Raw genomic sequence first — 23081 nt, forward strand, 5'->3', positions numbered from 1 at the left:
CGCGGCGGTCGACTACCGGCCTCCGCGGCCCCGTCAGTGGGCCGCCGACTCCCAGTCCGGGCCGTGCCCGATGGACACGTCCAGCGGTGCCCGGAGCGAAACCGCCCCCGACATCTCCTGACGCACCAGCCCCTCGACCCGTTCCCTTTCCCCGGGAGCGATCTCCAGCACGATCTCGTCGTGCACCTGGAGCAGCAGCCGGGAGGAGAACTCGCCCTGCCGCAGCGCCTCGTCCACCTTGAGCATCGCGACCTTGACGATGTCGGCCGCGGTGCCCTGGATCGGCGCGTTCAGCGCCATCCGCTCCGCCATCTCGCGGCGCTGGCGGTTGTCGCTGTTCAGATCGGGCAGATAGCGGCGGCGGCCGAGCATGGTCTCGGTGTAGCCGGTGGCCCGCGCCTCCTCGACCACCCGCTGCAGATAGTCCCGCACCCCGCCGAACCGCTCGAAGAAGGTGTCCATCAGCTTCCGCGCCTCGTCCGGCGAGATGTTCAGCTGCTGCGAGAGACCGAACGCGGACAGCCCGTACGCCAGGCCGTAGGACATCGCCTTGATCTTGCGGCGCATCTCCGGGTCGACATCGGACTTGGCCACCGAGAACACCTGCGAGGCGACCGTGGTGTGCAGGTCCTCCCCGGAGGTGAACGCCTCGATCAGCCCCTCGTCCTCGGAGAGGTGGGCCATCACCCGCAGCTCGATCTGGCTGTAGTCCGCCGTCAGCAGCGACTCGAAACCCTCACCCACCACGAAGCCCCGCCGGATCGCCCGCCCTTCGTCGGTGCGCACCGGGATGTTCTGCAGATTGGGGTCGGTGGAAGACAGCCGGCCGGTCGCCGCGACGGTCTGGTTGAAGGTGGTGTGGATCCGGCCGTCCGGGGCGATCGTCTTGATCAGCCCCTCCACGGTGGACCGCAGCCGGGCCTGCTCCCGGTGCCGCAGCATGATCACCGGCAGCTCGTGCTCCGTCTGCGCCGCCAGCCAGGCCAGCGCGTCGGCGTCGGTGGTGTAACCGGTCTTGGTCTTCTTGGTCTTGGGCAGCGCCAGCTCGCCGAAGAGCACCTCCTGCAGCTGCTTGGGCGAACCCAGGTTGAACTCGTGCCCCACCGAGGCGTGCGCCTCGCGCACCGCCTGCTGCACCGCCGCGGCGAACTGCTGCTCCATACGGTCCAGCCACGACCGGTCGGCCGCGATGCCCGCCCGCTCCATCCGGGCCAGCAGCACCGACGTCGGCAGCTCCACGTCCCGCAGCAGCTCCGCCGCGCCCACCTCGGCCAGCCGCTCCTCGAAGGCGGCACCCAGATCGAGCACCGCACGCGCCTGGGTCATCAGCGCGTCCTGCTCGGCCTGCTCGTCGGCGCCGAACGCCAGCTGCCCGCTGTCCGCCGCGGCCGGCGCCAGCTCCCGCCCCAGGTACTCCACCGACAGCGCGTCCAGGGCGAACGAGCGGCGCCCGGGCTTGACCAGGTAGGCGGCGAGCGCGGTGTCCATGGTCACCCCCGCCACCGACCAGCCGTGCTCGGCGAAGACCCGCATCACCGCCTTGGCGTCGTGCAGCACCTTCGGCCGGCCGGCGTCGGCGATCCACTCCGCGAAGGCCCGCTCGTCGGCCTCGTCCAGCGCGGTGGGGTCGAACCAGGCCGCCGGCCCGTCCTCCGCCGCCAGTGCGATCTCACTGACGCTCCCGCTGCCCAGCGCCCAGGCGTGCACCATGGCCAGCCCCAGCGGCCCGGCGCCGTGCTCCGCCAGCCACGGCGCCAGCTCGCCCGCGCCCAGCGCCGCACCGTCGACCGCCACCCCCGCCGCCGGCGGGGCGGCCGCCTCCGCCTGGCCGCCGGGGTCGGCCGCCATCAGCCGGTCGCGGAAGTTCTGGTGCCGGAACTCCAGCGCGTCCAGGATCACCGACAGCGCCTGCCGGTCGTACGGGGCGCGCAGCAGACCCTCCGGCCCCACCGGCAGCGCCACGTCCCGCACCAGCTCGGTCAGCTGCCGGTTGAGCTTGACCGACTCCAGGTGCTCCCGCAGCTTCTCGCCGACCTTGCCCTTGACCTCGTCGACCCGCTCCACCAGCTCCGCGAACGAACCGAACTGGTTGATCCACTTCGTCGCCGTCTTCTCCCCGACCCCCGGGATGCCGGGCAGGTTGTCCGACGGGTCGCCGCGCAGCGCCGCGAAGTCCGGATACTGCTGCGGGCTCAGCCCGTACTTCTCCTGCACCTTCGCCGGGGTGAACCGGGTCAGCTCGGACACGCCCTTGGTCGGGTACAGCACCGTGACGTGATCGCTGACCAGCTGGAAGGAGTCCCGGTCGCCGGTGACGATCAGCACGTCGAAGCCCGCGGCCTCCGCCTGGGTGGCCAGGGTGGCGATCACGTCGTCGGCCTCGTAGCCCTCGACCGCGAACCGGCGCACGTTCATCGAGTCCAGCAGCTCGCCGATCAGCCCGACCTGCCCCTTGAACTCGTCCGGGGTCGTGGAACGGTTCGCCTTGTACTCCGCGAACTGGTCCGAGCGCCACGTCTTGCGGGACACGTCGAAGGCGACCGCCAGATGCGTGGGTTGCTCGTCACGGAGCGTGTTCGCCAGCATCGAGGCGAACCCGTAGATCGCGTTCGTCGTCTGCCCCGTGGTGGTGTTGAAGTTCTCCGCGGGCAGCGCGAAGAACGCCCGGTACGCCAGCGAGTGCCCGTCCAGCAGCATCAGGCGGGGACGCTCGCCCGGCCCCTGCTGCCCTGCCTCCGGCGCGCTCCGGTCGGTCGGAACGGTCTGCTTCGATGCTTTCTCTGCCACGGTCCCGATCCTGCCACGCCGCACCGACAATCCCGCCCACGGACCGGACCGGCGGGACGGCTGTCGGTGGTCCGTGAAAAGATCGGGAGGCCGCGACACGACCACCGAGCACGACCCCCCACGCCGACGACCGCTCAAGGGAGAGCGCCATGGCAGCCAAGCCACCCGCAGGTGACCCGGTACAGGACGCCCCCCGGGTGACGGCGCCCAAGCACGCCGCCGCCGGGCTGCCCGCCATCGGCCACTCGCTGCGCATGGCCCACCAGCAGATGGGCGTCCGCCGCACCGCGCTCACCCTGCTGCGGGTCAACCAGAAGGACGGCTTCGACTGCCCCGGCTGCGCCTGGCCCGAGCCCGACGACCGGGCCGCCGGCGAGTTCTGCGAGAACGGCGCCAAGGCCGTCGCCGAGGAGGCGACCCTGCGCCGGGTCACCCCCGGCTTCTTCGCCGCCCACCCGGTCAGCGAGCTGGCCACCCGCAGCGGCTACTGGCTCGGCCAGCAGGGCCGGCTCACCCACCCCGTCCACCTGGCCGAGGGCGCCGACAGCTACGAGCCGATCAGCTGGGAACGGGCCTTCGACATCATCGCCGAGGAACTGGCGGACCTGGCAACCCCGGACGAGGCCGTCTTCTACACCTCCGGGCGCACCAGCAACGAGGCCGCCTTCCTCTACCAGCTCTTCGCCCGCGAGTTCGGCACCAACAACCTGCCCGACTGCTCCAACATGTGCCACGAGTCCTCCGGCTCGGCCCTCACCGAGACCCTCGGCGTCGGCAAGGGCAGCGTGCTGCTGGACGACCTCCACCAGGCCGACCTGATCATCGTCGCCGGGCAGAACCCGGGCACCAACCACCCGCGGATGCTCTCCGCCCTGGAGAAGGCCAAGCGCAACGGCGCCCGCATCATCACCGTCAACCCGCTCCCCGAAGCCGGCCTGGAGCGGTTCAAGCACCCGCAGACCCCACGCGGCCTCCTCGGCCGCGGCACCGCGCTCACCGACCTGTTCCTGCAGATCCGCATCGGCGGCGACCAGGCCCTCTTCCGCGCCCTCAACAAGCTGATCCTCCAGGCCGCCGAGCAGGACCCCAAGGCGGTCGACGAGGCGTTCGTCCGCGAGCACACCCACGGCTTCGAGGAGTTCGCCGCCGCCGCCCGGGCCGCCGACTGGGACGAGACGCTCCGCGCCACCGGCCTCACCCGCGCCGAGATAGAACGCGCCCTGCGCATGGTGCTCGCCTCCGAGCGCACCATCGTCTGCTGGGCCATGGGCCTCACCCAGCACAAGCACGCCGTCCCCACCATCCGCGAAGTCGTCAACTTCCTGCTGCTGCGCGGCAACGTCGGCCGTCCCGGCGCCGGGGTGTGCCCGGTCCGCGGCCACAGCAACGTGCAGGGCGACCGCACCATGGGCATCTTCGAACGCCCCGCCCCCGCCTTCCTCGACGCGCTGGAGAAGGAGTTCGGCTTCGCCCCGCCGCGCGAGCACGGCCTCGACGTGGTCCGGGCCATCCGCGCCCTGCGGGACGGCCGGGCCAAGGTGTTCTTCGCCATGGGCGGCAACTTCGTCGCGGCCTCCCCCGACACCGAGGTCACCGAGGCCGCCATGCGCCGGGCCAGGCTGACCGTCCACGTGTCCACCAAGCTCAACCGCTCGCACGTGGTGACCGGGGCGCGCGCCCTCATCCTGCCCACCCTCGGCCGCACCGAACGGGACGTACGCGGCGGCACCGAGCAGTTCGTCACCGTCGAGGACTCGATGGGCATGGTGCACGCCTCCCGCGGCCGCCTCGCCCCGGCCGGTCCCCAGCTGCTCTCCGAGCCCGCCATCATCTGCCGGCTGGCGCGCCGGGTGCTCGGTCCGGACAGCCGCACGCCCTGGGAGGAGTTCGCCGACGACTACGCCGCCGTCCGGGACCGCATCGCCCGGGTGATCCCCGGCTTCGAGGACTTCAACGCCCGGGTCGCCCGGCCCGGCGGCTTCACCCTGCCGCACGCCCCCCGCGACCACCGGCGCTTCCCGACCGCAACCGGCAAAGCGAACTTCACCGCGGCCGCGGTGGAGTACCCGCACGCCCCCGAGGGCCGGCTGCTGCTGCAGACCCTCCGCTCCCACGACCAGTACAACACCACCATCTACGGACTCGACGACCGCTACCGCGGCATCAAGGGCGGCCGCCGCGTGGTGCTGCTCCACCCCGAGGACGCGGCCGGCCTGGGCTTCGCCGACGGCGACTACGTCGACCTGGTCAGCGAGTGGACCGACGGCACCGAGCGCCGGGCCACCGGATTCCGGGTGGTCCACTACCCCACCGCCCGCGGCTGCGCGGCCTCCTACTACCCGGAGACCAACGTCCTGGTCCCGCTGGACGCCACCGCCGACACCAGCAACACCCCGGCGAGCAAGTCGCTGGTCGTCCGCCTGGAACGGGCCACCCCCGGCTGACCGTTCGGTCGGCCTCCTGATAAGACGGTGCCCACCACAGCCAGACGAACGGAGCCGGACCCCATGGGCGAGCAGGCCAGCGTGAAGTTCCCACAAGAGGTCATCGACGAGTACGCGGCGCTCGGCGTCGACCTGCCCGCGCTGTTCTCCGCCGGGCACCTCGGCAACCGGATGGGCGTCCAGGTCCGGGAGGCGTCCGCCGACCGGGTGGTGGGCACCATGCCCGTGGAGGGCAACACCCAGCCCTACGGGCTGCTGCACGGCGGGGCCTCGGCGGTGCTCGCCGAGACCCTCGGCTCCGTCGGCGCCATGCTGCACGGCGGCAGCACCAGGATCGCCGTCGGCGTCGACCTCAACTGCACCCACCACCGCGGCGTCCGCTCCGGCATGGTCACCGGCGTCGCCACCCCGGTGCACCGGGGCCGCTCCACCGCCACCTACGAGATCGTGATCAGCGACGAGCAGGACCGGCGGGTCTGCACCGCGCGGCTGACCTGCCTGCTCCGCGACGCCGCCCCCGACGCCACGCTCACCGACGTGCGGCAGGCCCGCGGCGACGCCGGCGCCTGACCACCCCGCAGGCCGGAGGCGGGACCACCGGCGGCGGACGGGCCGGCGGAGCGGCGCCACCGCCCGGCCCGTCCCGCCTCCCGGGGCGCCGTACGTCGGGCGCCGCGCGCTCCCGTGATGCCCGGCGGGGCACCCGAACGCCGTCGCCGCCACGACGCCTCCGAGCGCGCTGCTTCGCCATCGCGAACGGTGAACGGCCATCGGCACCTGGCACCGTCACCGGGCGCCACCACAACCCTGGCCATCCCCCGTCCCGGCACTCCTCCCCCGCACCCCGGCCCCGGCGGCACCGGGAGGCCGGCGCCACCGCGGACACCGGGCAGCCGTAGCCCGAGCAGCTGATCCGGCCCTTCCCTCCGGCGTTCACCCGGCACCGCCCGAGGCCCCGGAGGGCCGCGCCAGCGCGCACGCCGGATACGACCGCACCCCCACACCTGGGCCGGGCCCCCTCCTCTCGCGTTCACCCCCGGCAGCGCCCGATGCCCCGGAGGACTCTCCGCAGCGCCTGACGCTACGTCACCAGCTTTGCGGTGCACGCCTGTTGCCGATGTCGCCCGGCGCCTCTACGGTGCCCGCATGAAGGGCTCGCCCCGCCACGGCGGACCGTGCGCCATGGGCGCACCGCTGCTCGCCGCCGCACTCGCCGCCGCCCTGGTGACCGGCTGTGGCGGCGGTCGGCGCGCCGGTTCCGTGCCGCCGGAGACCACCGGGCCCGACTCGCCCGCCGCGTCCGCCGGGGCGGTCGAGGTGTGCACCTCACTGGTCTCGTACTGGGCCGAACAAGCACTGGAGGGCAGCCGTTGGGCAGGGCTGGACTGGGAACAGAAAGGGTTCTCCAACGAGCAGCTGACCATCCACGACGAGATCCTCGCCGCGGCCCGGGCGGAGCGCCGCCGGCATGGCCCCGCGGCGGCGAAGGAGCTGATCAGGCGTCAGTCGAAGGCGCGCTGCACGGCCGCGCACGGCGCCACCGGCAGCTCCGAGAACTGGCGCGCGCCGGAGCAGGTGACGATCCGGCGAAGCCCCGCCGATCACGCTCCGTAATGGCCGCGAATTGCGCCAGACGATCTTCGAATGCGGTTGAGATGTAGGACACATCTTTTTTCCCGGGCCACCGGGCCGCGCCGGACCCGTAAGCACCCAAACGGCTCGCGACTCCTTAGCGGAACTGCAGCTTCTCAGTATCCGGACCGATCAAAAAGCACCGCTATGCCGGATATGCCCCCTCGAATCTGCTACACGGACGCCCCTCGGTGACCCGCGTCATAACAAGAGAGTCACATCCATGGCCACACCTCTGCCCCTCGCCGCTCCACGCGCCTAGAGTCACGGCCAGTCACCACGCGGCCGGGCGACACACCATTTCTTCACAACGTGATCCATGGCCGTCCGGCGAGCGTCCGGCACCTCAGCAGGGGGAGCCGCGCCAGGGAAAGGATTCACCGTGCGACACCGTTCCTTGCTCATACTCACCACCGCGATCACCGCCGGGGCGCTCACCCTCTCCGCCTGTGGCTCGCGGGACGACAACAAGAACAACGAGAGCGACGGCGGCAACATCACGGTGGTCATCGGGGTCGACGCCCCGCTCACCGGATCCCTCTCGGCACTCGGGCAGGGCATCAAGAACTCCGTGGACCTCGCGGCCAGAACCGCGAACAAGAACAACGAGGTCGACGGCGTCACCTTCAAGGTCGAGGCCTACGACGACAAGGCCGTCCCCGCCTCGGGCCAGCAGAACGCCACCAAACTCGTCGGCAACGACGACGTCCTCGGTGTCGTCGGCCCGCTGAACTCCGGCGTCTCCCAGTCCATGCAGGGCGTCTTCGCCAAGGCCGACCTCGCCCAGGTCTCCCCGGCCAACACCAACCCCGCCCTCAGCCAGGGCGACGGCTGGGCCGAAGGCCAGAAGAATCGTCCCTTCGACACGTACTTCCGCACCGCGACCACCGACATCATCCAGGGCCGGTTCGCCGCGCAGTACTACTACAAGGACGCCAAGAAGCGGAAGGTCTTCGTCGTCGACGACAAGCAGACCTACGGCGCCGGTCTCGCCTCGATCTTCGCCGAGGAATTCAAGCGCCTCGGCGGCAAGGTCGTCGGCACCGACCACCTCACCGTGAAGGAGACCGACTTCGCCGGCATCGCCGACAAGGTCAAGTCCAAGGGCGCCGACTCCGTCTACTTCGGCGGCCAGTACCCCGAAGGCGGACTCCTCTCCGACCAGATCAAGAAGGCCGGCGCCGACGTCCCCACCATGGGCGGCGACGGCATCTACGACCCCGCCTTCATCAAGGCCTCCAGCGAGAACAACGACGGCGACCTCGCCACCTCCGTCGGCTACCCCGTCGAGGAACTGAAGTCCGCCCAGGCCTTCATCAAGAACTACGAGGCCCAGGGCTACAAGGACCCCTACGCCGCCTACGGCGGCTACTCCTACGACGCCGCCTGGGCCATCATCCAGGCAGTCAAGAGCGTCGTGGAGGACAACGACGGCAAGCTGCCCGACGACGCCCGCGCCCAGGTCGTCGAGGCCCTCGGCAAGGTCTCCTTCGACGGCGTGACCGGCAAGGTCTCCTTCGACGAGTACGGCGACACCACCAACAAGCAGCTCACCGTCTACAAGGTCAAGGGCGGCGCCTGGACCACCGAGAAGAGCGCCACGTTCGAGGACTGACGACCACAGCCTCGCCCCGCACCACTTGATCGAATCCGCGCGAGGGTGCCAACAGCGCCCTCGCGCGGTCTCATATCCGACACGCTCATCGGAGGCCCTGCGGTGCACGAACTGCCGCAAACGCTGGTCAACGGCCTGACCCTTGGCGCCCTCTACGGCCTGATCGCCATCGGGTACACCATGGTCTACGGCATCGTCCAGCTCATCAACTTCGCCCATGGCGAGATCTTCATGATCGGGGGCTTCGGCGCCCTCACCATCTACCTCTGGCTCCCCGCCGAGACCGCCCTCGCCCTCGCCATACCCCTCATGCTGATCGGCGGCGTCATCGCCTCCGTCGGCGTCGCCACCGCAGCCGAACGGTTCGCCTACCGGCCACTGCGCGGAGCACCACGACTCGCCCCGCTCATCACCGCGATCGGCCTGTCCATCGCCCTCCAGCAACTCATCTGGGCCTTCTACCCTGACGCCAAGAAGCCCCGCTCCTTCCCGCAGTTCGAAGGCGAATCGTTCAAGATCTACAACGATCTGCACATCCAGCGCGGCGACCTCTTCCTCCTCATCGCCGCCCCCCTGTGCATGTTCGTCCTCGGCATGTTCGTCTCCAAGAGCCGCACCGGGCGCGCCATGCAGGCCACCGCGCAGGACCCGGACACCGCCAAGCTCATGGGCATCGACACCGACCGCATCATCGTCATGGCCTTCGCCATCGGCGGCGCCTTCGCCGCCGTCGCCGCCACCGCCCACGGCCTCAAGTACGGCCAGATCAACTTCGAGATGGGCTTCATCGCCGGCCTCAAGGCCTTCACCGCGGCCGTCCTCGGCGGCATCGGCAACATCTACGGAGCCATGCTCGGCGGAGTCGTCCTCGGCGTCGCCGAAGCCCTCGCCATCCGCTACATCGAGGACATCCCCGGCATGGAACAACTCGGCGGCGGCGCCTGGAAAGACGTCTGGGCCTTCACCCTGCTCATCGTCGTCCTCCTGGTCAGACCACAAGGTCTACTCGGTGAACGCGTAGCGGACCGGGCCTGAGGGAGTGACGAAGATGACCGACACCACCACCCCCGCCAAGACCAAGGCCCCCGCCGGAGGCATCACCCTCCAGCGTGCCCTCACCGCCGCCGGCGGCCTCGCCACCGCGGGCAGCACCATGCTCGCCTGGACCTGGACCTCCGAGTTCCCCGGCGACCTCACCTACTACGGCTACCCGGCCGGCCTGCAGATCCTCACCCTCATCGGCGGCCTGGCCACCGCCCTGTTCGCCCTGGCCACCCCGGAGACCAAGGGACTGCGCTGGCTCGGACCCACCGGCACCACCCAGGCCACCCGGCTCGCCGCCCTCGGCGCCTTCGCCACCACCTGGTTCACCGTCATCGCCATCACCGTCGACCTCGGCGGCCTGGTCAACCTCGAACCGGGCGGCTACGTCGCCGCCGTCGCATCGGCCGTCCCCGTCGCCCTCGCCTTCCTCCTCCCCGACGACACCAGGCTCGCCAAGCGCCCCAAGGCACTCGCCTCCTGGGCGGAGATCCTGATCATCGTCGCCGCCTTCGCCGTCGCCCTCCAGGTACTGACCTACGGCATCGACATCCCCGACGAGGACAGCGAAGAGTTCATCGGCTACCTGATCACCGTCGGCTTCGGTGTCGCCGCCCTGGTCAAGTGCGGAATGGTCGCCCGCCTCTCCGGCCTGACCCAGAAGCACCGCACCGCCACCGTGACCGCCGCCTTCGCCGCGGCCGCCGCCTTCCCGTTCACCCAGAGCGACGACCAGTACCTCCAGCTCGGCGTGAACATCCTGATCTTCGCCACCGTGGCCCTCGGCCTCAACGTCGTCGTCGGCCTCGCCGGCCTCCTCGACCTCGGCTACGTCGCCTTCCTCGGCGTCGGCGCCTACACCGCCGCACTCGTCTCCGGCTCCACCGCCTCCACCCTCGACGTGCACTTCCCGTTCTGGGCGGCGGTCCTCGCCGGAGCCCTGGCCGCACTGGTCTTCGGCGTCGTCATCGGCGCCCCCACCCTGCGGCTCCGCGGCGACTACCTGGCCATCGTCACCCTCGGCTTCGGAGAGATCTTCCGCATCGCCGTCAACAACCTCGACGGCGTCTCCGGCCCCGAGGTCACCAACGGCCCCAACGGCATCCCCAACATCCCCGACCTGCAGATCTTCGGGTACAACTTCGGCGAGACCCACAGCATCGGCGGCTTCGAGCTCGGCTCCTTCGCCAACTACTACCTGCTGATGCTCCTCGTCACCATCCTCGTCGTCACGGTCTTCAGCCGCGCCGGCAACAGCCGCATCGGCCGCGCCTGGGTCGCCATCCGCGAAGACGAGACCGCCGCCACCGCCATGGGCATCAACGGCTTCCGCCTCAAGCTCATCGCCTTCGCCCTCGGCGCCACCCTCGCCGGAATCGCCGGCACCGTCTGGGCCCACACCCAGTACACCGTCGTACCCGAGCAGTACGTCTTCTCCGGCCCGGTCGCCCCCAACTCCGCGTTCCTGCTCGCCGCCGTCATCCTCGGCGGCATGGGCACCATCAGCGGACCCCTGCTCGGCGCCGCACTCCTCTTCCTCATCCCGGAGAAGCTCACCTTCCTCCAGGACTACCAGCTCCTCGCCTTCGGCATCGCGCTCATCCTCCTGATGCGCTTCCGGCCCGAAGGCCTCATCCCCAACCGGCGACAGCAACTCGAATACCACGAGACCGACCAGCTCGACGTCCCCACCGAAGCCCCGGGCGACACGACCGTCGGCGTCACCAAGGCGGAGGCGTGACCTGACATGACGAAGACAGCGCCCACCCTCACCAAGGACACCACCCCCGTCCTCGACGCGTCCGGCGTCACCATGCGGTTCGGCGGACTCACCGCCGTACGCTCCGTCGACCTCACCGTCAACCCCGGCGAGATCGTCGGACTCATCGGCCCCAACGGCGCCGGCAAGACCACCTTCTTCAACTGCCTCACCGGGCTGTACGTCCCCACCGAAGGCACCGTCTCCTACCGCGGCACCGTCCTGCCCCCCAAGCCCCACCTCGTCACCCAGGCCGGCATCGCCCGCACCTTCCAGAACATCCGGCTCTTCGCCAACATGACCGTGCTGGAGAACGTCCTCGTCGGACGCCACACCCGCACCAAGGAAGGACTCTGGTCCGCCCTGCTGCGCGGCCCCGGCTTCAAACGCGCCGAAGCCGCCTCCCGCGACCGGGCCATGGAACTCCTCGAGTTCACCGGACTCGCCCACAAGGCCGACCACCTCTCCCGCAACCTCCCCTACGGGGAACAGCGGAAGCTGGAGATCGCCCGCGCCCTCGCCAGCGACCCCGGCCTGCTCCTCCTCGACGAGCCCACCGCCGGCATGAACCCCCAGGAGACCCGGACCACCGAAGAACTCGTCTTCGCCATCCGGGACCGCGGCATCGCCGTCCTCGTCATCGAGCACGACATGCGCTTCATCTTCAACCTCTCCGACCGGGTCGCCGTCCTCGTCCAGGGCCAGAAGCTCGTCGAAGGCACCTCGGACATCGTCCAGGCCGACGAACGCGTCATCGCCGCCTACCTCGGCACCCCCTTCGAAGGCGACCCCGGCCGCCAGGAAGCCGCCGAAGTGGAAGCCGCGGAGAACCAGGCGGTGGCCGCGGCCGCCGGCCCGGCCGCGGCCCCGGCCACCGGCGGCGACCCCGACCCCGGCCCCGCGGCCGACGGCGGAACCCCGCCGGCCGGCCCGGACGGCGCCGGAACCCCCGGCGCGGCACCGCAGGACAGCACCACCCCACGTACGGAGGACGAACAGTGACCGCACTGCTCGAGGTCGAAGACCTCCGGGTCGCCTACGGCAAGATCGAAGCCGTCAAGGGCATCTCGTTCACCGTCGAAGCCGGCCAGGTCGTCACCCTCATCGGCACCAACGGCGCCGGGAAGACCACCACGCTGCGCACCCTGTCCGGGCTCCTCAAGCCGCTCGGCGGCAAGGTGGTCTTCGACGGGAAGCCGCTGACCGGCATCCCCGCACACAAGATCGTCGCGCTGGGCCTCGCGCACTCCCCGGAAGGCCGGCACATCTTCCCCCGGCTCTCCATCGCGGAGAACCTCGAACTCGGCGCCTTCCTCCGCAGCGACAAGGACGGCATCGCCAAGGACATCCAGCGGGCCTACGACCTCTTCCCGATCCTCGGCGAACGCCGCGCCCAGGCCGCCGGCACCCTCTCCGGCGGCGAGCAGCAGATGCTCGCCATGGGCCGGGCCCTGATGTCCCGCCCCAAGCTGCTCATGCTCGACGAACCCTCCATGGGTCTGTCACCGATCATGATGCAGAAGATCATGGAGACCATCAGCGCGCTCAAGGAGCAGGGCACCACCATCCTGCTCGTCGAACAGAACGCCCAGGCCGCCCTCTCCCTGGCCGACCAGGGACACGTCATGGAGATCGGCAAGATCGTGCTCTCCGGCAGCGGCGAATCGCTGCTGCACGACGAGTCGGTGCGCAAGGCGTACCTCGGCGAGGACTGACCCCGCCCCGGCAGCACGAGGCCCGCACCACCGGAACCGGTGGTGCGGGCCTCGTCCGCTCGGCGGCCGGCCGGGCTACTGGTCCTTCGCGGCCTTCTTCTCCTCCGCGTCCTCGATGACCGCCTCGGCCACCTGCTGCATGGACAGCCGCCGGTCCATCGACGTCTTCTGGATCCAGCGGAACGCGGCCGGCTCGGTCAGCCCGTACTGGGTCTGCAGAATGCTCTTGGCACGGTCCACCAGCTTCCGCGTCTCCAGCCGCTGGGCGAGGTCGGCGACCTCCTTCTCCAGCGCCTTCAGCTCCGCGAACCGGGACACCGCCATCTCGATGGCCGGGACCACGTCGCTCTTGCTGAACGGCTTCACCAGATACGCCATCGCCCCGGCGTCCCGCGCCCGCTCCACCAGCTCACGCTGCGAGAAGGCGGTGAGCATGAGGACCGGCGCGATGCTGTCGGCGGCGATCCGCTCGGCGGCGGAGATCCCGTCCAGCACCGGCATCTTCACATCCATGATCACCAGGTCGGGCCGGTGCTCCTGGGCGAGCGCGACGGCCGTCTCGCCGTCACCCGCCTCACCGACGACCGTGTACCCCTCTTCCTCCAGCATCTCTTTGAGGTCGAGACGGATGAGGGCCTCGTCTTCGGCGATCACGACGCGGGTGGTGTGCGGGGGGACGTGCTGCTGCTCGTCGACGGGCTCGCTGGCGCTCACGGGGCTCCTCGTTCATGGCAGGTGCTACCAGAAAGACTACCCGCGAGACTCCGTACCTCTTCACGCGGTAAGCTGTCGGCGCCGCTCGAGGCCGGGTTGGTGGAATGGCATACACGGATGTCTCAAACACATCTGCCCGAAAGGGCTTGCGGGTTCGAGTCCCGCACCCGGCACTCTCCGAGATTCGGAATCGCACATTCGCGTGAATTCCAGTGAATCAACTCATGCGAGCGCCCCTCATCACGCACTGTGACGATATGCGATCACACAGCGTGGAAACGCGACAGGCCGCGCTCACCCTGCTGCGTGGCGGCGCCAGAAACGCCGACGTCGCGCGCGCCTTGAACGTGCCCGTCGGGACCATCGGCTACTGGCTCCATCTGGACCGCGCGGGACGCGGCGAAAGCCCGGGGCCGCACAGGCCGGAGTGCCCGCGGTGCCACAATCGGCCGCTCGACGAAACCGCCTACGCCTACCTGCTCGCGCTCTACCTGGGCGACGGGCATGTGATCCGCTACTCCGGACACCGGGTGCCGAGCCTCATGATCACTTGCAGTGACGCCTGGCCCGGCCTGATGGACGCCTGTGAAGCCGCCATGCGAGCGGTGTTCCCGGACAACGCCGTGTGCCGGGTCCGGAGGAGCGGGTGCCACAACGTGAAGGTCTACTCGAAGCACCTGTGGTGCCTCTTCCCCCAGCACGGCCCCGGGAGGAAGCACGAGCGGCGGATCGTCCTGGAGCCCTGGCAGGCGCGGATCGTCGAGGCCCGGCCGTGGGAGTTCCTGCGGGGGCTGGTCCACTCCGACGGCTGCCGCGTCACCAACTGGACCACGCGCCTGGTCGGCGGCGAGCGCAAGCGCTACGAGTATCCGCGCTACTTCTTCACCAACAGGTCGGCGGACATCAGGCGGCTGTACTGCGAGGCACTGGACCGGGTGGGGGTGGCGTGGCGGGTCACCCGGCGCGGCGCCGAGCCGTACAACGTCTCGGTGGCCCGGGGGGCGTCGGTCGCGCTGATGGACGCGCACATCGGCGCCAAGTTCTGAAGGTAGCCGCGAGGACGGGCGGGAGGGACGACGGGCGCGAGGGACGGCGCGGCGCGAGGGACGGCGCGGCGGGAAGGGCGGCGCGGCGCGAGGGGCGGCGCGGCGGGACGCACGGAGCCCCCGCTGGACGGCGCGGGGGCTTGGGAGGCGGGAGCGGTCCGGTTCAGCGGGTGGTGTCGGCCTCGCCGATGCGGTGGACCCGGACCAGGTTGGTGGAGCCGGAGACCCCGGGCGGGGAGCCGGCGGTGATGATCACGGTGTCGCCCTTGCGGCAGCGTCCGATGCGCAGCAGTTCCTCGTCCACCTGCTGGACCATTTCGTCGGTGGTGCCGACCTTGGGGCCCAGGAAGGTCTCGACGCCCCAGGTGAGGTTGAGCTGGGAGCGGGTGGCCGGCTCGGGGGTGAAGGCGAGCAGCGGGATGGGAGACCGGTAGCGGGAGAGGCGGCGGACGGTGTCGCCGCTCTGGGTGAAGGCGACGAGGAACTTGGCGCCGAGGAAGTCGCCGATCTCGGCGGCGGCCCGGGCGACGGCTCCGGCCTGGGTGCGGGGTTTGCTGCGTTCGGTGAGCGGCGGCAGGCCCTTGGCGAGGATGTCCTCCTCGGCGGCGGCGACGATGCGTCCCATGGTTTTGACGGTGTCCACCGGGTAGGTGCCGACGCTGGTCTCGCCGGAGAGCATGACGGCGTCGGTGCCGTCGATGACGGCGTTGGCGACGTCGGAGGCTTCGGCGCGGGTGGGCCGGGAGTTGTCGATCATCGAGTCGAGCATCTGGGTGGCGACGATGACCGGCTTGGCGTTCCGTTTGGCGAGTTTGACGGCCCGCTTCTGGACGATCGGGACCTGTTCCAGCGGCATTTCGACGCCGAGGTCGCCGCGGGCGACCATGATGCCGTCGAAGGCGTCGACGATGGCGTCGAGGTTCTCCACCGCCTGGGGTTTCTCGATCTTGGCGATGACGGGGAGCCGGCGGCATTCCTCGGTCATGACGCGGTGGACGTCGATGATGTCGTCGGCGTTGCGGACGAAGGACAGGGCGATGACGTCGGCGCCGGTGCGCAGGGCCCAGCGGAGGTCTTCGATGTCCTTGTCGGACAGGGCGGGGACGGAGACCGCGACGCCGGGGAGGTTGAGGCCCTTGTGGTCGGAGACCATGCCGCCTTCGATGACGATGGTCCTGACCCGGGGGCCGTCGACGGCGACGACTTCGAGGGTGACCCGGCCGTCGTCGACGAGGATGCGTTCCCCCTTGCTGACGTCGGCGGCGAGGCCGGGGTAGGTGGTGCCGCAGCGGTGCTGGTCTCCTTCCACTTTTTCGACGGTGATGGTGAATTCGTCGCCGCGTTCAAGGAGTACCGGGCCTTCCTTGAATCGGCCGAGTCGGATCTTCGGGCCTTGAAGGTCGGCGAGGATGCCGACGCTGCGGCCGGTTTCGTTGGCGGCTTTGCGCACCCGGCGGTAGCGCTCCTCGTGTTCGGCGTAGGTGCCGTGGCTGAGGTTGAAGCGGGCGATGTCCATTCCGGCCTCGACGAGCGCCTTGATCTGCTCGTACGAGTCGGTGGCCGGTCCCAGGGTGCAGACGATTTTTGCTCGGCGCATGGTGCGACCCTATGACCTACCGGCTGGTAGAGACGGGTGGAGTCGCGACAGCCCAACGGCCTTTTGGTGAAAGCCTGTTGACAACTAATGAAACGTGCAGCAGGCCGCTCTGATGAGCGCTTCAGCGGCCGCCGCGGGGGGTGCCGCGGGCGGGTCACAGTTCCGGGCGGGTGATGGTGAAACGGGCGCTGACCTGGGCGTAGACGCTCTGGCGCTGGGGTTCGAGGTCGAGCGCGGCGGGGGTGTCGTCGTCGGGTCCGGCGAACCGGGCGGAGCGCATGGTGCCGGCGGCCCGGGGCAGCGGGCCGCCGGTGTCCGCGTCCTGGTCGGCGAGTTCCAGGAGCGCGACGAGGCGGGCACCGAGGGCGTCGGCGTATTCACGGGCGCGCCGGACGGCGTCGTGCACGGCCTGGCGGCGGGCGTCGCGGTGGGCCGGGGAGTTGGGTCGCAGGGCCCACCAGGGGCCGGTGACGGTGGTGAGGTCGAGGTCGGCGAGGCGGGTGGTGAGTTCGCCGAGTGCGGTGAAGTCGGCGACGGTGACGGTGGTGCGGACGGTGCCGTGGTAGGCGCTGACGCGTTCGTGGCGCCCTTTGGTGGTGAGCTGGGGGGTGATGCTGAAGGAGCCGGTCTCGAGTTTCTCGATGGCTTCGCCGTAGCTCTTGACCAGGTCGAGGGCGCGCTGGTTGCGGGTGGTGAGGTCGGCGAGCGCGGCGCGCCGGTCGGTGCCGCGGGCGTTGACGGTGATCTGGATGCGGGCGGTCTCGGGGTCGACCTCGTGGTGGGCTTCGCCGTGGACGGTGACGAGGGGGGCGTCGGGGCTGGGGTGGGGCCGGGGGGTGGGTGTGGGTTCCATGGGCTCTCCCGGGTGGGGTGGCGGGCCGGAGTTCACTGTGTCATGTGGTGGGGCCGGTGGTGGTGTGGGTGCTGTGGCCGTCGGCGGGTCGGGTGTCGTGCAGGGCGAGGGCGGCGTCGACGACGGAGACGCGGGGCAGCCCGGGGACGCGGTGGAGGTCGAACCATTCGGCGCGGTCGGTGGAGCCGCCGGTTTCGTGGCGGAGTTCTCCGCCGGTGATGCGGGCGGTGTAGAGGATGCGCAGGGCGTGGAAGTCGGTTCGGTCGCGGCGTCGGCGGGGGTGGTGGGGGCGGCGGTGGGAGTCGATGCCGAGGAGTCGGTCGACGGTGACGTGGTAGCCGGTCTCCTCGTGGACTTCGCGGATGACGGCGTGGTAGGGGTCTTCGCCGTGGTCGAGGCCGCCGCCGGGCAGGGTCCAGCGTTTGCCCTCGGGGCCGGTCCAGCGGGCGAGGAGGATCTTCCCGGCGTCGAGGATGACAGCGTATGCGGCGACGCGGAGTACGGGTTTGGCCATTGGTCAAGCATGGCCTGCGGGGGGTGTGATCAAAACCCTGCGGGGGTGTTGCGCCGGGTGGGTTCCGGGTCAGAATCTACGCGCGTTGTGCAACACTTATGGAGGAGACAGTCGATGCCGCTCAACCGCAGGAAGTTCCTGGGCCGTTCCGCCGCGACGGGCGCCGGGGTCGCGCTGACCGGGGCGGCCGCCGCTCCGGCGGTCGCGCACGGGGGCGGCCGCCCGCACCCCGAGCGGTACGCGTTCACCGTGATGGGCACCACCGATCTGCACGGCAACGTCTTCAACTGGGACTACTTCACCGACGCGGAGTTCGACGACAAGGCGCACAACGACGTGGGGCTGGCGAAGATATCCACCCTGGTGGAGCAGGTGCGGCGGGAGAAGGGCCGGTGCAACACGCTGCTGATCGACGCCGGGGACACCATCCAGGGCACCCAGTTGTCGTACTACTACGCCAAGGTCGACCCGATCACCGGCGCGGGCGGTCCGGTGCACCCGATGGCGCAGGCGATGAACGCGATCGGCTATGACGCGGCGGCGCTGGGCAACCACGAGTTCAACTACGGCATCCCGCTGCTGCGGAAGTTCCAGGAGCAGTGCGACTTCCCGCTGCTGGGCGCGAACGCGCTGGACGCGCGGACGCTGCGGCCGGCCTTCCCGCCGTACTGGATGACGCGGCTGCGGACCCCGCGCGGGCGCGAGGTGAAGGTGGCGGTGCTGGGGCTGACGAACCCGGGGATCGCGATCTGGGACAAGGCGCATGTGCAGGGGCGGATGACGTTCCCGGGGCTGGAGGAGCAGGCGGCGAAGTGGGTGCCGAAGCTGCGGTCGATGGGCGCCGACGTGGTGATCGTGTCGGCTCATTCGGGGAGCAGCGGTACGTCGAGCTACGGCGATCAGCTGCCGTACGTGGAGAACGCGGCGGCGCTGGTGGCCGAGCGGGTGCCGGGGATCGACGCGATCCTGGTGGGTCACGCGCACACCGAGATCCCCGAGTACCGGGTGGTGAACGAGGAGACCGGTGCCGAGGTGGTGCTGTCGGAGCCGTTGAAGTGGGGGCAGCGGCTGACCCTGTTCGACTTCGAGCTGGTGCGGGCCAGGGGCCGGTGGACGGTGGAGTCGGTGTCGGCCCGGGTGCTGAACTCGAACGCGGTGGCGGAGGATCCGCGGATCACCGGGCTGCTCGGGGACGAGCACCGGAAGGTGGTGGCGTACGTCAACCAGGTGATCGGGTCGTCCACGGCGGCGATGGCGGCGGCCGAGGCGCCGTACCGGGACACCGCGATCATCGATTTCATCAACCATGTGCAGGCGGAGACGGTGCGGGCGGCGCTGGCGGGGTCGGAGCACGCGGGGCTGCCGGTGCTCTCCCAGGCGTCGTGTTTCTCGCGGACGGCGGCGATTCCGGCGGGGCCGGTGACGATCCGGGAGGTGGCGGGGCTGTATCCGTTCGAGAACACGCTGGAGGCGCGGGTGCTGACCGGCGCGCAGCTGAGGGAGTACCTGGAGTTCTCGGCGCGGTACTACGTGCGGACGGCTCCGGGGGGTGAGGTGGATCCGGCGGGGCTGACCAATGCCGGGGGGACGCCGGACTACAACTATGACGTGGTGGGCGGTCTGAGCTACGAGATCGATGTGGCGAAGGAGCCGGGGGCGCGGATCGCGAACCTGGCGTTCGAGGGGGCGCCGGTGGATCCGGCGGCGCGGTTCGTGCTGGCGGTGAACAACTACCGGGCGAGTGGGGGCGGGAACTTCCCGCACATCGCGGGGGCGCCGCAGGTGTGGGCGAACTCCGAGGAGATCCGGAACACCATCATCGGGTGGGTGAAGGCCGAGGGGACGATCGATGTCTCGGCGTTCGCGTCGGTGGATTGGAAGCTGACACGAGAAGGCGCACCGATTTTCTGACTGTCGGATCGCCTCTGTGGATAACGAGGACAGGTCCCGGGCCGCACCGGGACACACTGGCGGCATGAGCGAAGAGATTGCCGCCGCGCTGGAGCCCGTGCTCCGGGACCTGTCCGGCACCTGTGCCATCCGGCCGAAGGTCATCGAGGAGGTCCACCACGGCGAGACGTACGTGATGGTGTACGAGCCCGACGGCACGGGTGCGGGCATCGGGCCGTGGCTGGACGGGAGCCCGGCCGAGCGCATGGCCCAGGTCGCCGACCAGGTGCAGGACTGGGCGGTGGAGGCGCTCGCCGCGGCGCTCCGGCCGGCCGTGTGGCCCGAGTGTCCCAGCCACCCCGACTCGCATCCGCTGCGGCCCGAAGTCAGGGCCGGGACTGCGGTGTGGTCATGTCCGCGTACGGGCGAGGCTGCCGCGCTGGTCGGGGAACTGCCCGTTTCCGGGGGCCGGGTGGAGCCCGAAGGTGGTGAAGGCGGTCCGCGCCGGAAGCGGGAACGTCGCCGCTCCGGTCAGTGAGTTGAGGATGACGGCGCTGCGCCAGGCGGCGAGTCCGAGGTCGGGGGCGCCGACGCCGTGGGTGTGGCGTTCGGCGTTCTGGACGTAGATGGTGCCGGTGACGGCGGGGTCCAGGACGAGGCGGTGGTGGGCGTCGATCCGGGGGCGCCGGCGGGTGTCGCGGCGGATGTGCGGGGCGAGGGCGGCGAGCAGGGTGTCGACGCTGCGTTCCCGGTAGCCGGTGGCCAGCACGACGGCGTCGGTGGTGAGGCGGCTGTGGCTGCCTTGCTGCTGGTGGGTGAGGTCGAGTTCGAGGCGGCCGGTGGGGATGCGGGTGGCGGTGCGGACGGTGACGCCGGGGGTGAGGACGGCGTCCGGCCAGCCGCCGTCGAGGGTGCGCAGGTACAGCTCGTCGTGGATGGCGGCGATGGTGTCCTGGTCGATGCCCTTGTAGAGCTGCCACTGGCGGGGCAGCAGGTCGTCGCGTACCGGTTGGGGCAGGGAGTGGAAGTAGCGGGTGTAGTCGGGGGTGAACTGCTCCAGTCCGAGCTTGCTGTACTCCATGGGGGCGAATGCGGGGGTGCGGGCGAGCCAGTGGAGTCGTTCGGCGCCGTGCGGCCGGTGGCGGAGCAGGTCGAGGAAGATCTCGGCGCCGGACTGGCCGGATCCGATGACGGTGATGTGTCCGGCGGCGAGCAGCCGGGTGCGGTGGTCGAGGTAGTCGGCGGAGTGGATGACGGGGGTGTCGGGGGCGTCGGCGAGGGGGCGCAGGGGGGCGGGGACGTGTGGGGCGCTGCCGATGCCGAGGACGAGGTGGCGGGCGTGGGTGCGGCCGGGGGTGTGGCTTTCGCCGTCGGCGGTGAGCTGGGTGTGGTCGAGTTCGAAGAGGGCGTGGTGGGGGTCCCAGCGGACGGCGTCGATGCGGTGGCCGAAGTGGAGGGTGGGGAGTTGGTCGCTGACCCAGCGGCAGTAGGCGTCGAATTCGGCGCGCTGGATGTGGAATCGCTCGGCGACGTAGAAGGGGAAGAGGCGTTCGCGGGTGCGGAGGTAGTTGAGGAAGCTCCAGGGGCTGGTGGGGTCGGCGAGGGTGACGAGGTCGGCGAGGAAGGGCACTTGGAGGGTGGTGCCGGGGATGAGCTGGCCGGGGTGCCAGTGGAAGGCGGGGCGCTGGTCGTAGAAGGCGGTGCGTAGCCGGGGCAGGCCGTGGGCGAGGGCGGCGAGGGAGAGGTTGAAGGGGCCGATGCCGATGCCCGCGAGGTCCACTGGGGTGGCGGGCTGGTGGGGGTGGTCGCTGGTCATCGGCCGTGTTGCCTTCCACGTGTGTCGGCGGGGGTGGGGTGTGCGGGGCGGTTCCGGGGCGTTTCGGTAAGGCCGCCCTAAGCTACTGGCCGTGCGGGGGTCGGGGGCCTTGGGCGGCGGGGAGTACACCCGTATGTGGGAGCGTGGCGGCGCGGTGGGTGATCGGCCGGTCACCATGGGCGCCGTACTCTGTGGGCATGGAACTGTCCTTGGAGATCGGTCCGCTGAAGCCGGAGCTTGCGGACCTGGTGGTGGCGTTCATCGCGTTCGGGATCGTCTACGCGTTCATGGCGGGTGTGGTGCTGCCGCGGATCGCGCGGGTCCTGCGTGAGCGGGAGGGGGCGATCGAGGGGGGTCAGCAGCGGGCGGAGGAGACGCGCGAGGAGGCGGAGCGGGCGCACGCGGAGTACCAGCGGCTGCTGTCGGAGGCGCGGCACGAGGCGGCGCGGCTGCGGCAGGAGTCCGCGGAGCAGGGTGCGGCGCTCCTCGCCGAGCTGCGGGGTGAGGGTCAGCGGCAGCGTGAGGAGATGCTGTCGGCGGCGCGGGCGCAGATCGATGCGGATCGTGCGCTGGCGGAGGCTTCGCTGAACCAGGAGGTCGACGCGCTGGCGACCCGGCTCGCGGGGAAGATCGTCGGCGAGTCGCTGGAGGAGTTCGCGCGCGGCCGGAGCTGAGTGGCGGGGCGCGCGGTGCGTCCGTGGCGTGGTGTGCGGCCGGGCCGGTCCCCTGGTGGGGGCCGGCCCGTTCGTCGTTCCGGGGGCGGGGTCAGCGGAAGTCGTCGCGGTGGTCTTCGGCCCAGCGGGCGAAGGTGCGGGCGCGGGTGCCGGTGACGTCTTCGACGGTGGTGGTGATCAGCGGTTCGGTGTCGACGGTGGCGGCGAAGGCGTCGAGGACGGCGGGGAGCATCTGCGCCGGGACGTGCGGGAAGAGTTCGGGTCCGGTCTCTTCGGCGGGGATCTCCCGGAAGGTGAGGTGGCGGCCGAGGGCTTCGCCGATGGCGTGGATCTGTTCGGCGGTGGTGACGGCTTCGGGGCCGGTGAGCCGGTGGGCGGCTCCGGTGTGCGCGCCGGTGCGGTCGAGGAGGGCGGTGGCGGCGACGGCGGCGATGTCGTGTTCGTGGATGGGCGCGGTGGTGGCTCGGGCGTAGGGGCCGCGGACGGTGTCCTGGGTGCGGATCTGGGGTGCCCACTGGTGGGCGTTGGAGGCGAAGGCGTAGGGCCGCAGGAAGGTCCAGGGGAGGCCGCTGTCGCGGACGGCCTGCTCGTGCGCGGCGTGGTGGATGTGGATGGGGTGGGTGGTGTCGGCGCCTTCTTCGATGATGCCGGAGGAGAGCAGGACGACGCGGGTGACGCCGGCGGTGCGGGCGGCGGCGAGGAGGGCGGCGGTGTGTTCCGCTCCCCCGCTGAGCGGGGTGTGGCCGCTGAGTGCGCTGAGGTTCAGGAAGATGCCGGTGGCGCCGTCGAAGAGGGTGTCCAGGCGGCTGGTGTCGGTGAGGTCCGCGCCGGTGACGTCGGCTCCGTCGGGTAGCCGGGCGCGCCGGGGGTCGCGGGTCACGGCGCGTACGCCGTGACCGGCGGCGAGGAGCTGGTTCACCAGGGATCGGCCCACATTTCCGGTGGCACCGGTCACGACGATCACTGCGGTTCTCCTTCTGCGGC

Annotated in this window: 18 protein-coding genes and 1 tRNA gene; 12 read left to right on the top strand and 7 right to left on the bottom strand. The window is 70.8% G+C overall.

Annotation, left to right across the window (positions count from 1 at the left end; translation table 11 throughout):
- Positions 1–33: 33 nt before the first annotated feature.
- Complete coding sequence (gene polA / locus ACH4B3_RS31140; RefSeq protein WP_398468569.1) at positions 34–2787, bottom strand: DNA polymerase I; 2754 nt, start codon at positions 2785–2787, stop codon at positions 34–36.
- 149 nt (positions 2788–2936) lie between these two features.
- On the opposite strand from polA, the gene ACH4B3_RS31145 reads away from it, so the two are divergent.
- The 8 genes from ACH4B3_RS31145 (at position 2937) to ACH4B3_RS31180 (ending at position 12993) form a co-directional block, all read left to right on the top strand.
- Entirely contained in the window at positions 2937–5231 is a 2295-nt protein-coding gene (locus ACH4B3_RS31145) for an FdhF/YdeP family oxidoreductase (protein WP_398468571.1), read from the top strand.
- 63 nt (positions 5232–5294) lie between these two features.
- On the top strand, positions 5295–5801 hold the full coding sequence (locus ACH4B3_RS31150; protein WP_398468573.1) for a PaaI family thioesterase: 507 nt from the start codon (positions 5295–5297) through the stop codon (positions 5799–5801).
- Between the two features lie 576 nt (positions 5802–6377).
- Positions 6378–6845 carry a hypothetical protein gene (locus ACH4B3_RS31155; RefSeq protein ID WP_398468575.1) on the top strand — a complete coding sequence of 156 codons (468 nt, stop codon included), beginning with the start codon at positions 6378–6380 and terminating at the stop codon, positions 6843–6845.
- 400 nt (positions 6846–7245) lie between these two features.
- Positions 7246–8478, top strand: coding sequence for a branched-chain amino acid ABC transporter substrate-binding protein (locus ACH4B3_RS31160; protein ID WP_398468576.1), 1233 nt, complete (start codon positions 7246–7248; stop codon positions 8476–8478).
- A gap of 102 nt (positions 8479–8580) precedes the next feature.
- Positions 8581–9513 (top strand): branched-chain amino acid ABC transporter permease, encoded by a 933-nt coding sequence (locus tag ACH4B3_RS31165; protein WP_398468578.1) that lies wholly within the window; start codon positions 8581–8583, stop codon positions 9511–9513.
- Positions 9514–9526: 13 nt separating this feature from the next.
- A complete protein-coding gene (locus tag ACH4B3_RS31170; RefSeq protein WP_398468580.1) occupies positions 9527–11260 on the top strand; it encodes a branched-chain amino acid ABC transporter permease in 1734 nt (577 codons plus the stop codon).
- Positions 11261–11266: 6 nt separating this feature from the next.
- Complete coding sequence (locus tag ACH4B3_RS31175; RefSeq protein ID WP_398468582.1) at positions 11267–12280, top strand: ABC transporter ATP-binding protein; 1014 nt, start codon at positions 11267–11269, stop codon at positions 12278–12280.
- Positions 12277–12993 (top strand): ABC transporter ATP-binding protein, encoded by a 717-nt coding sequence (locus tag ACH4B3_RS31180; RefSeq protein WP_398468584.1) that lies wholly within the window; start codon positions 12277–12279, stop codon positions 12991–12993. Before ACH4B3_RS31175 ends, ACH4B3_RS31180 begins: the two co-directional genes overlap by 4 nt.
- Positions 12994–13068: 75 nt before the next feature.
- Here ACH4B3_RS31180 and ACH4B3_RS31185 read toward each other — a convergent pair whose 3' ends face one another.
- Positions 13069–13707, bottom strand: a complete 639-nt coding sequence (locus tag ACH4B3_RS31185; protein ID WP_398468586.1) for an ANTAR domain-containing response regulator — start codon at positions 13705–13707, stop codon at positions 13069–13071.
- A 90-nt stretch (positions 13708–13797) separates the two neighbouring features.
- Between ACH4B3_RS31185 and ACH4B3_RS31190 the strand changes: the two genes are divergently transcribed.
- Together ACH4B3_RS31190 and ACH4B3_RS31195 are read left to right on the top strand one after the other, a co-directional pair.
- Positions 13798–13880, top strand: a tRNA-Leu gene (locus tag ACH4B3_RS31190).
- 84 nt (positions 13881–13964) lie between these two features.
- Complete coding sequence (locus tag ACH4B3_RS31195; RefSeq protein WP_398468588.1) at positions 13965–14753, top strand: helix-turn-helix domain-containing protein; 789 nt, start codon at positions 13965–13967, stop codon at positions 14751–14753.
- A gap of 163 nt (positions 14754–14916) precedes the next feature.
- Here the strand turns inward: ACH4B3_RS31195 and pyk are convergent, their stop codons facing one another.
- From pyk to ACH4B3_RS31210, 3 genes are all read right to left on the bottom strand, one after another.
- Positions 14917–16350, bottom strand: coding sequence for a pyruvate kinase (pyk, locus tag ACH4B3_RS31200; RefSeq protein ID WP_398468590.1), 1434 nt, complete (start codon positions 16348–16350; stop codon positions 14917–14919).
- A 154-nt stretch (positions 16351–16504) separates the two neighbouring features.
- Complete coding sequence (locus ACH4B3_RS31205) at positions 16505–17203, bottom strand: SIMPL domain-containing protein (RefSeq protein WP_398468592.1); 699 nt, start codon at positions 17201–17203, stop codon at positions 16505–16507.
- A 40-nt stretch (positions 17204–17243) separates the two neighbouring features.
- Positions 17244–17717, bottom strand: a complete 474-nt coding sequence (locus ACH4B3_RS31210; RefSeq protein ID WP_398468594.1) for an NUDIX hydrolase — start codon at positions 17715–17717, stop codon at positions 17244–17246.
- Positions 17718–17831: 114 nt separating this feature from the next.
- Between ACH4B3_RS31210 and ACH4B3_RS31215 the strand changes: the two genes are divergently transcribed.
- Positions 17832–19628: a bifunctional metallophosphatase/5'-nucleotidase gene (locus tag ACH4B3_RS31215; RefSeq protein ID WP_398468596.1), complete on the top strand. Its 1797-nt coding sequence runs from the start codon at positions 17832–17834 to the stop codon at positions 19626–19628.
- 388 nt (positions 19629–20016) lie between these two features.
- On the opposite strand, the gene ACH4B3_RS31220 is transcribed toward ACH4B3_RS31215, so the two are convergent.
- Positions 20017–21423, bottom strand: a complete 1407-nt coding sequence (locus ACH4B3_RS31220) for a lysine N(6)-hydroxylase/L-ornithine N(5)-oxygenase family protein (protein WP_398468598.1) — start codon at positions 21421–21423, stop codon at positions 20017–20019.
- A 197-nt stretch (positions 21424–21620) separates the two neighbouring features.
- On the opposite strand from ACH4B3_RS31220, the gene atpF reads away from it, so the two are divergent.
- A complete protein-coding gene (atpF, locus tag ACH4B3_RS31225) occupies positions 21621–22097 on the top strand; it encodes a F0F1 ATP synthase subunit B (RefSeq protein WP_398468600.1) in 477 nt (158 codons plus the stop codon).
- 91 nt (positions 22098–22188) lie between these two features.
- Here the strand turns inward: atpF and ACH4B3_RS31230 are convergent, their stop codons facing one another.
- Positions 22189–23061: an SDR family oxidoreductase gene (locus ACH4B3_RS31230; RefSeq protein ID WP_398468602.1), complete on the bottom strand. Its 873-nt coding sequence runs from the start codon at positions 23059–23061 to the stop codon at positions 22189–22191.
- Positions 23062–23081 lie beyond the last annotated feature (20 nt).

The sequence above is a fragment of the Streptomyces sp. NPDC018031 genome (genome assembly GCF_044327625.1).
GTDB lineage: Bacteria > Actinomycetota > Actinomycetes > Streptomycetales > Streptomycetaceae > Streptomyces.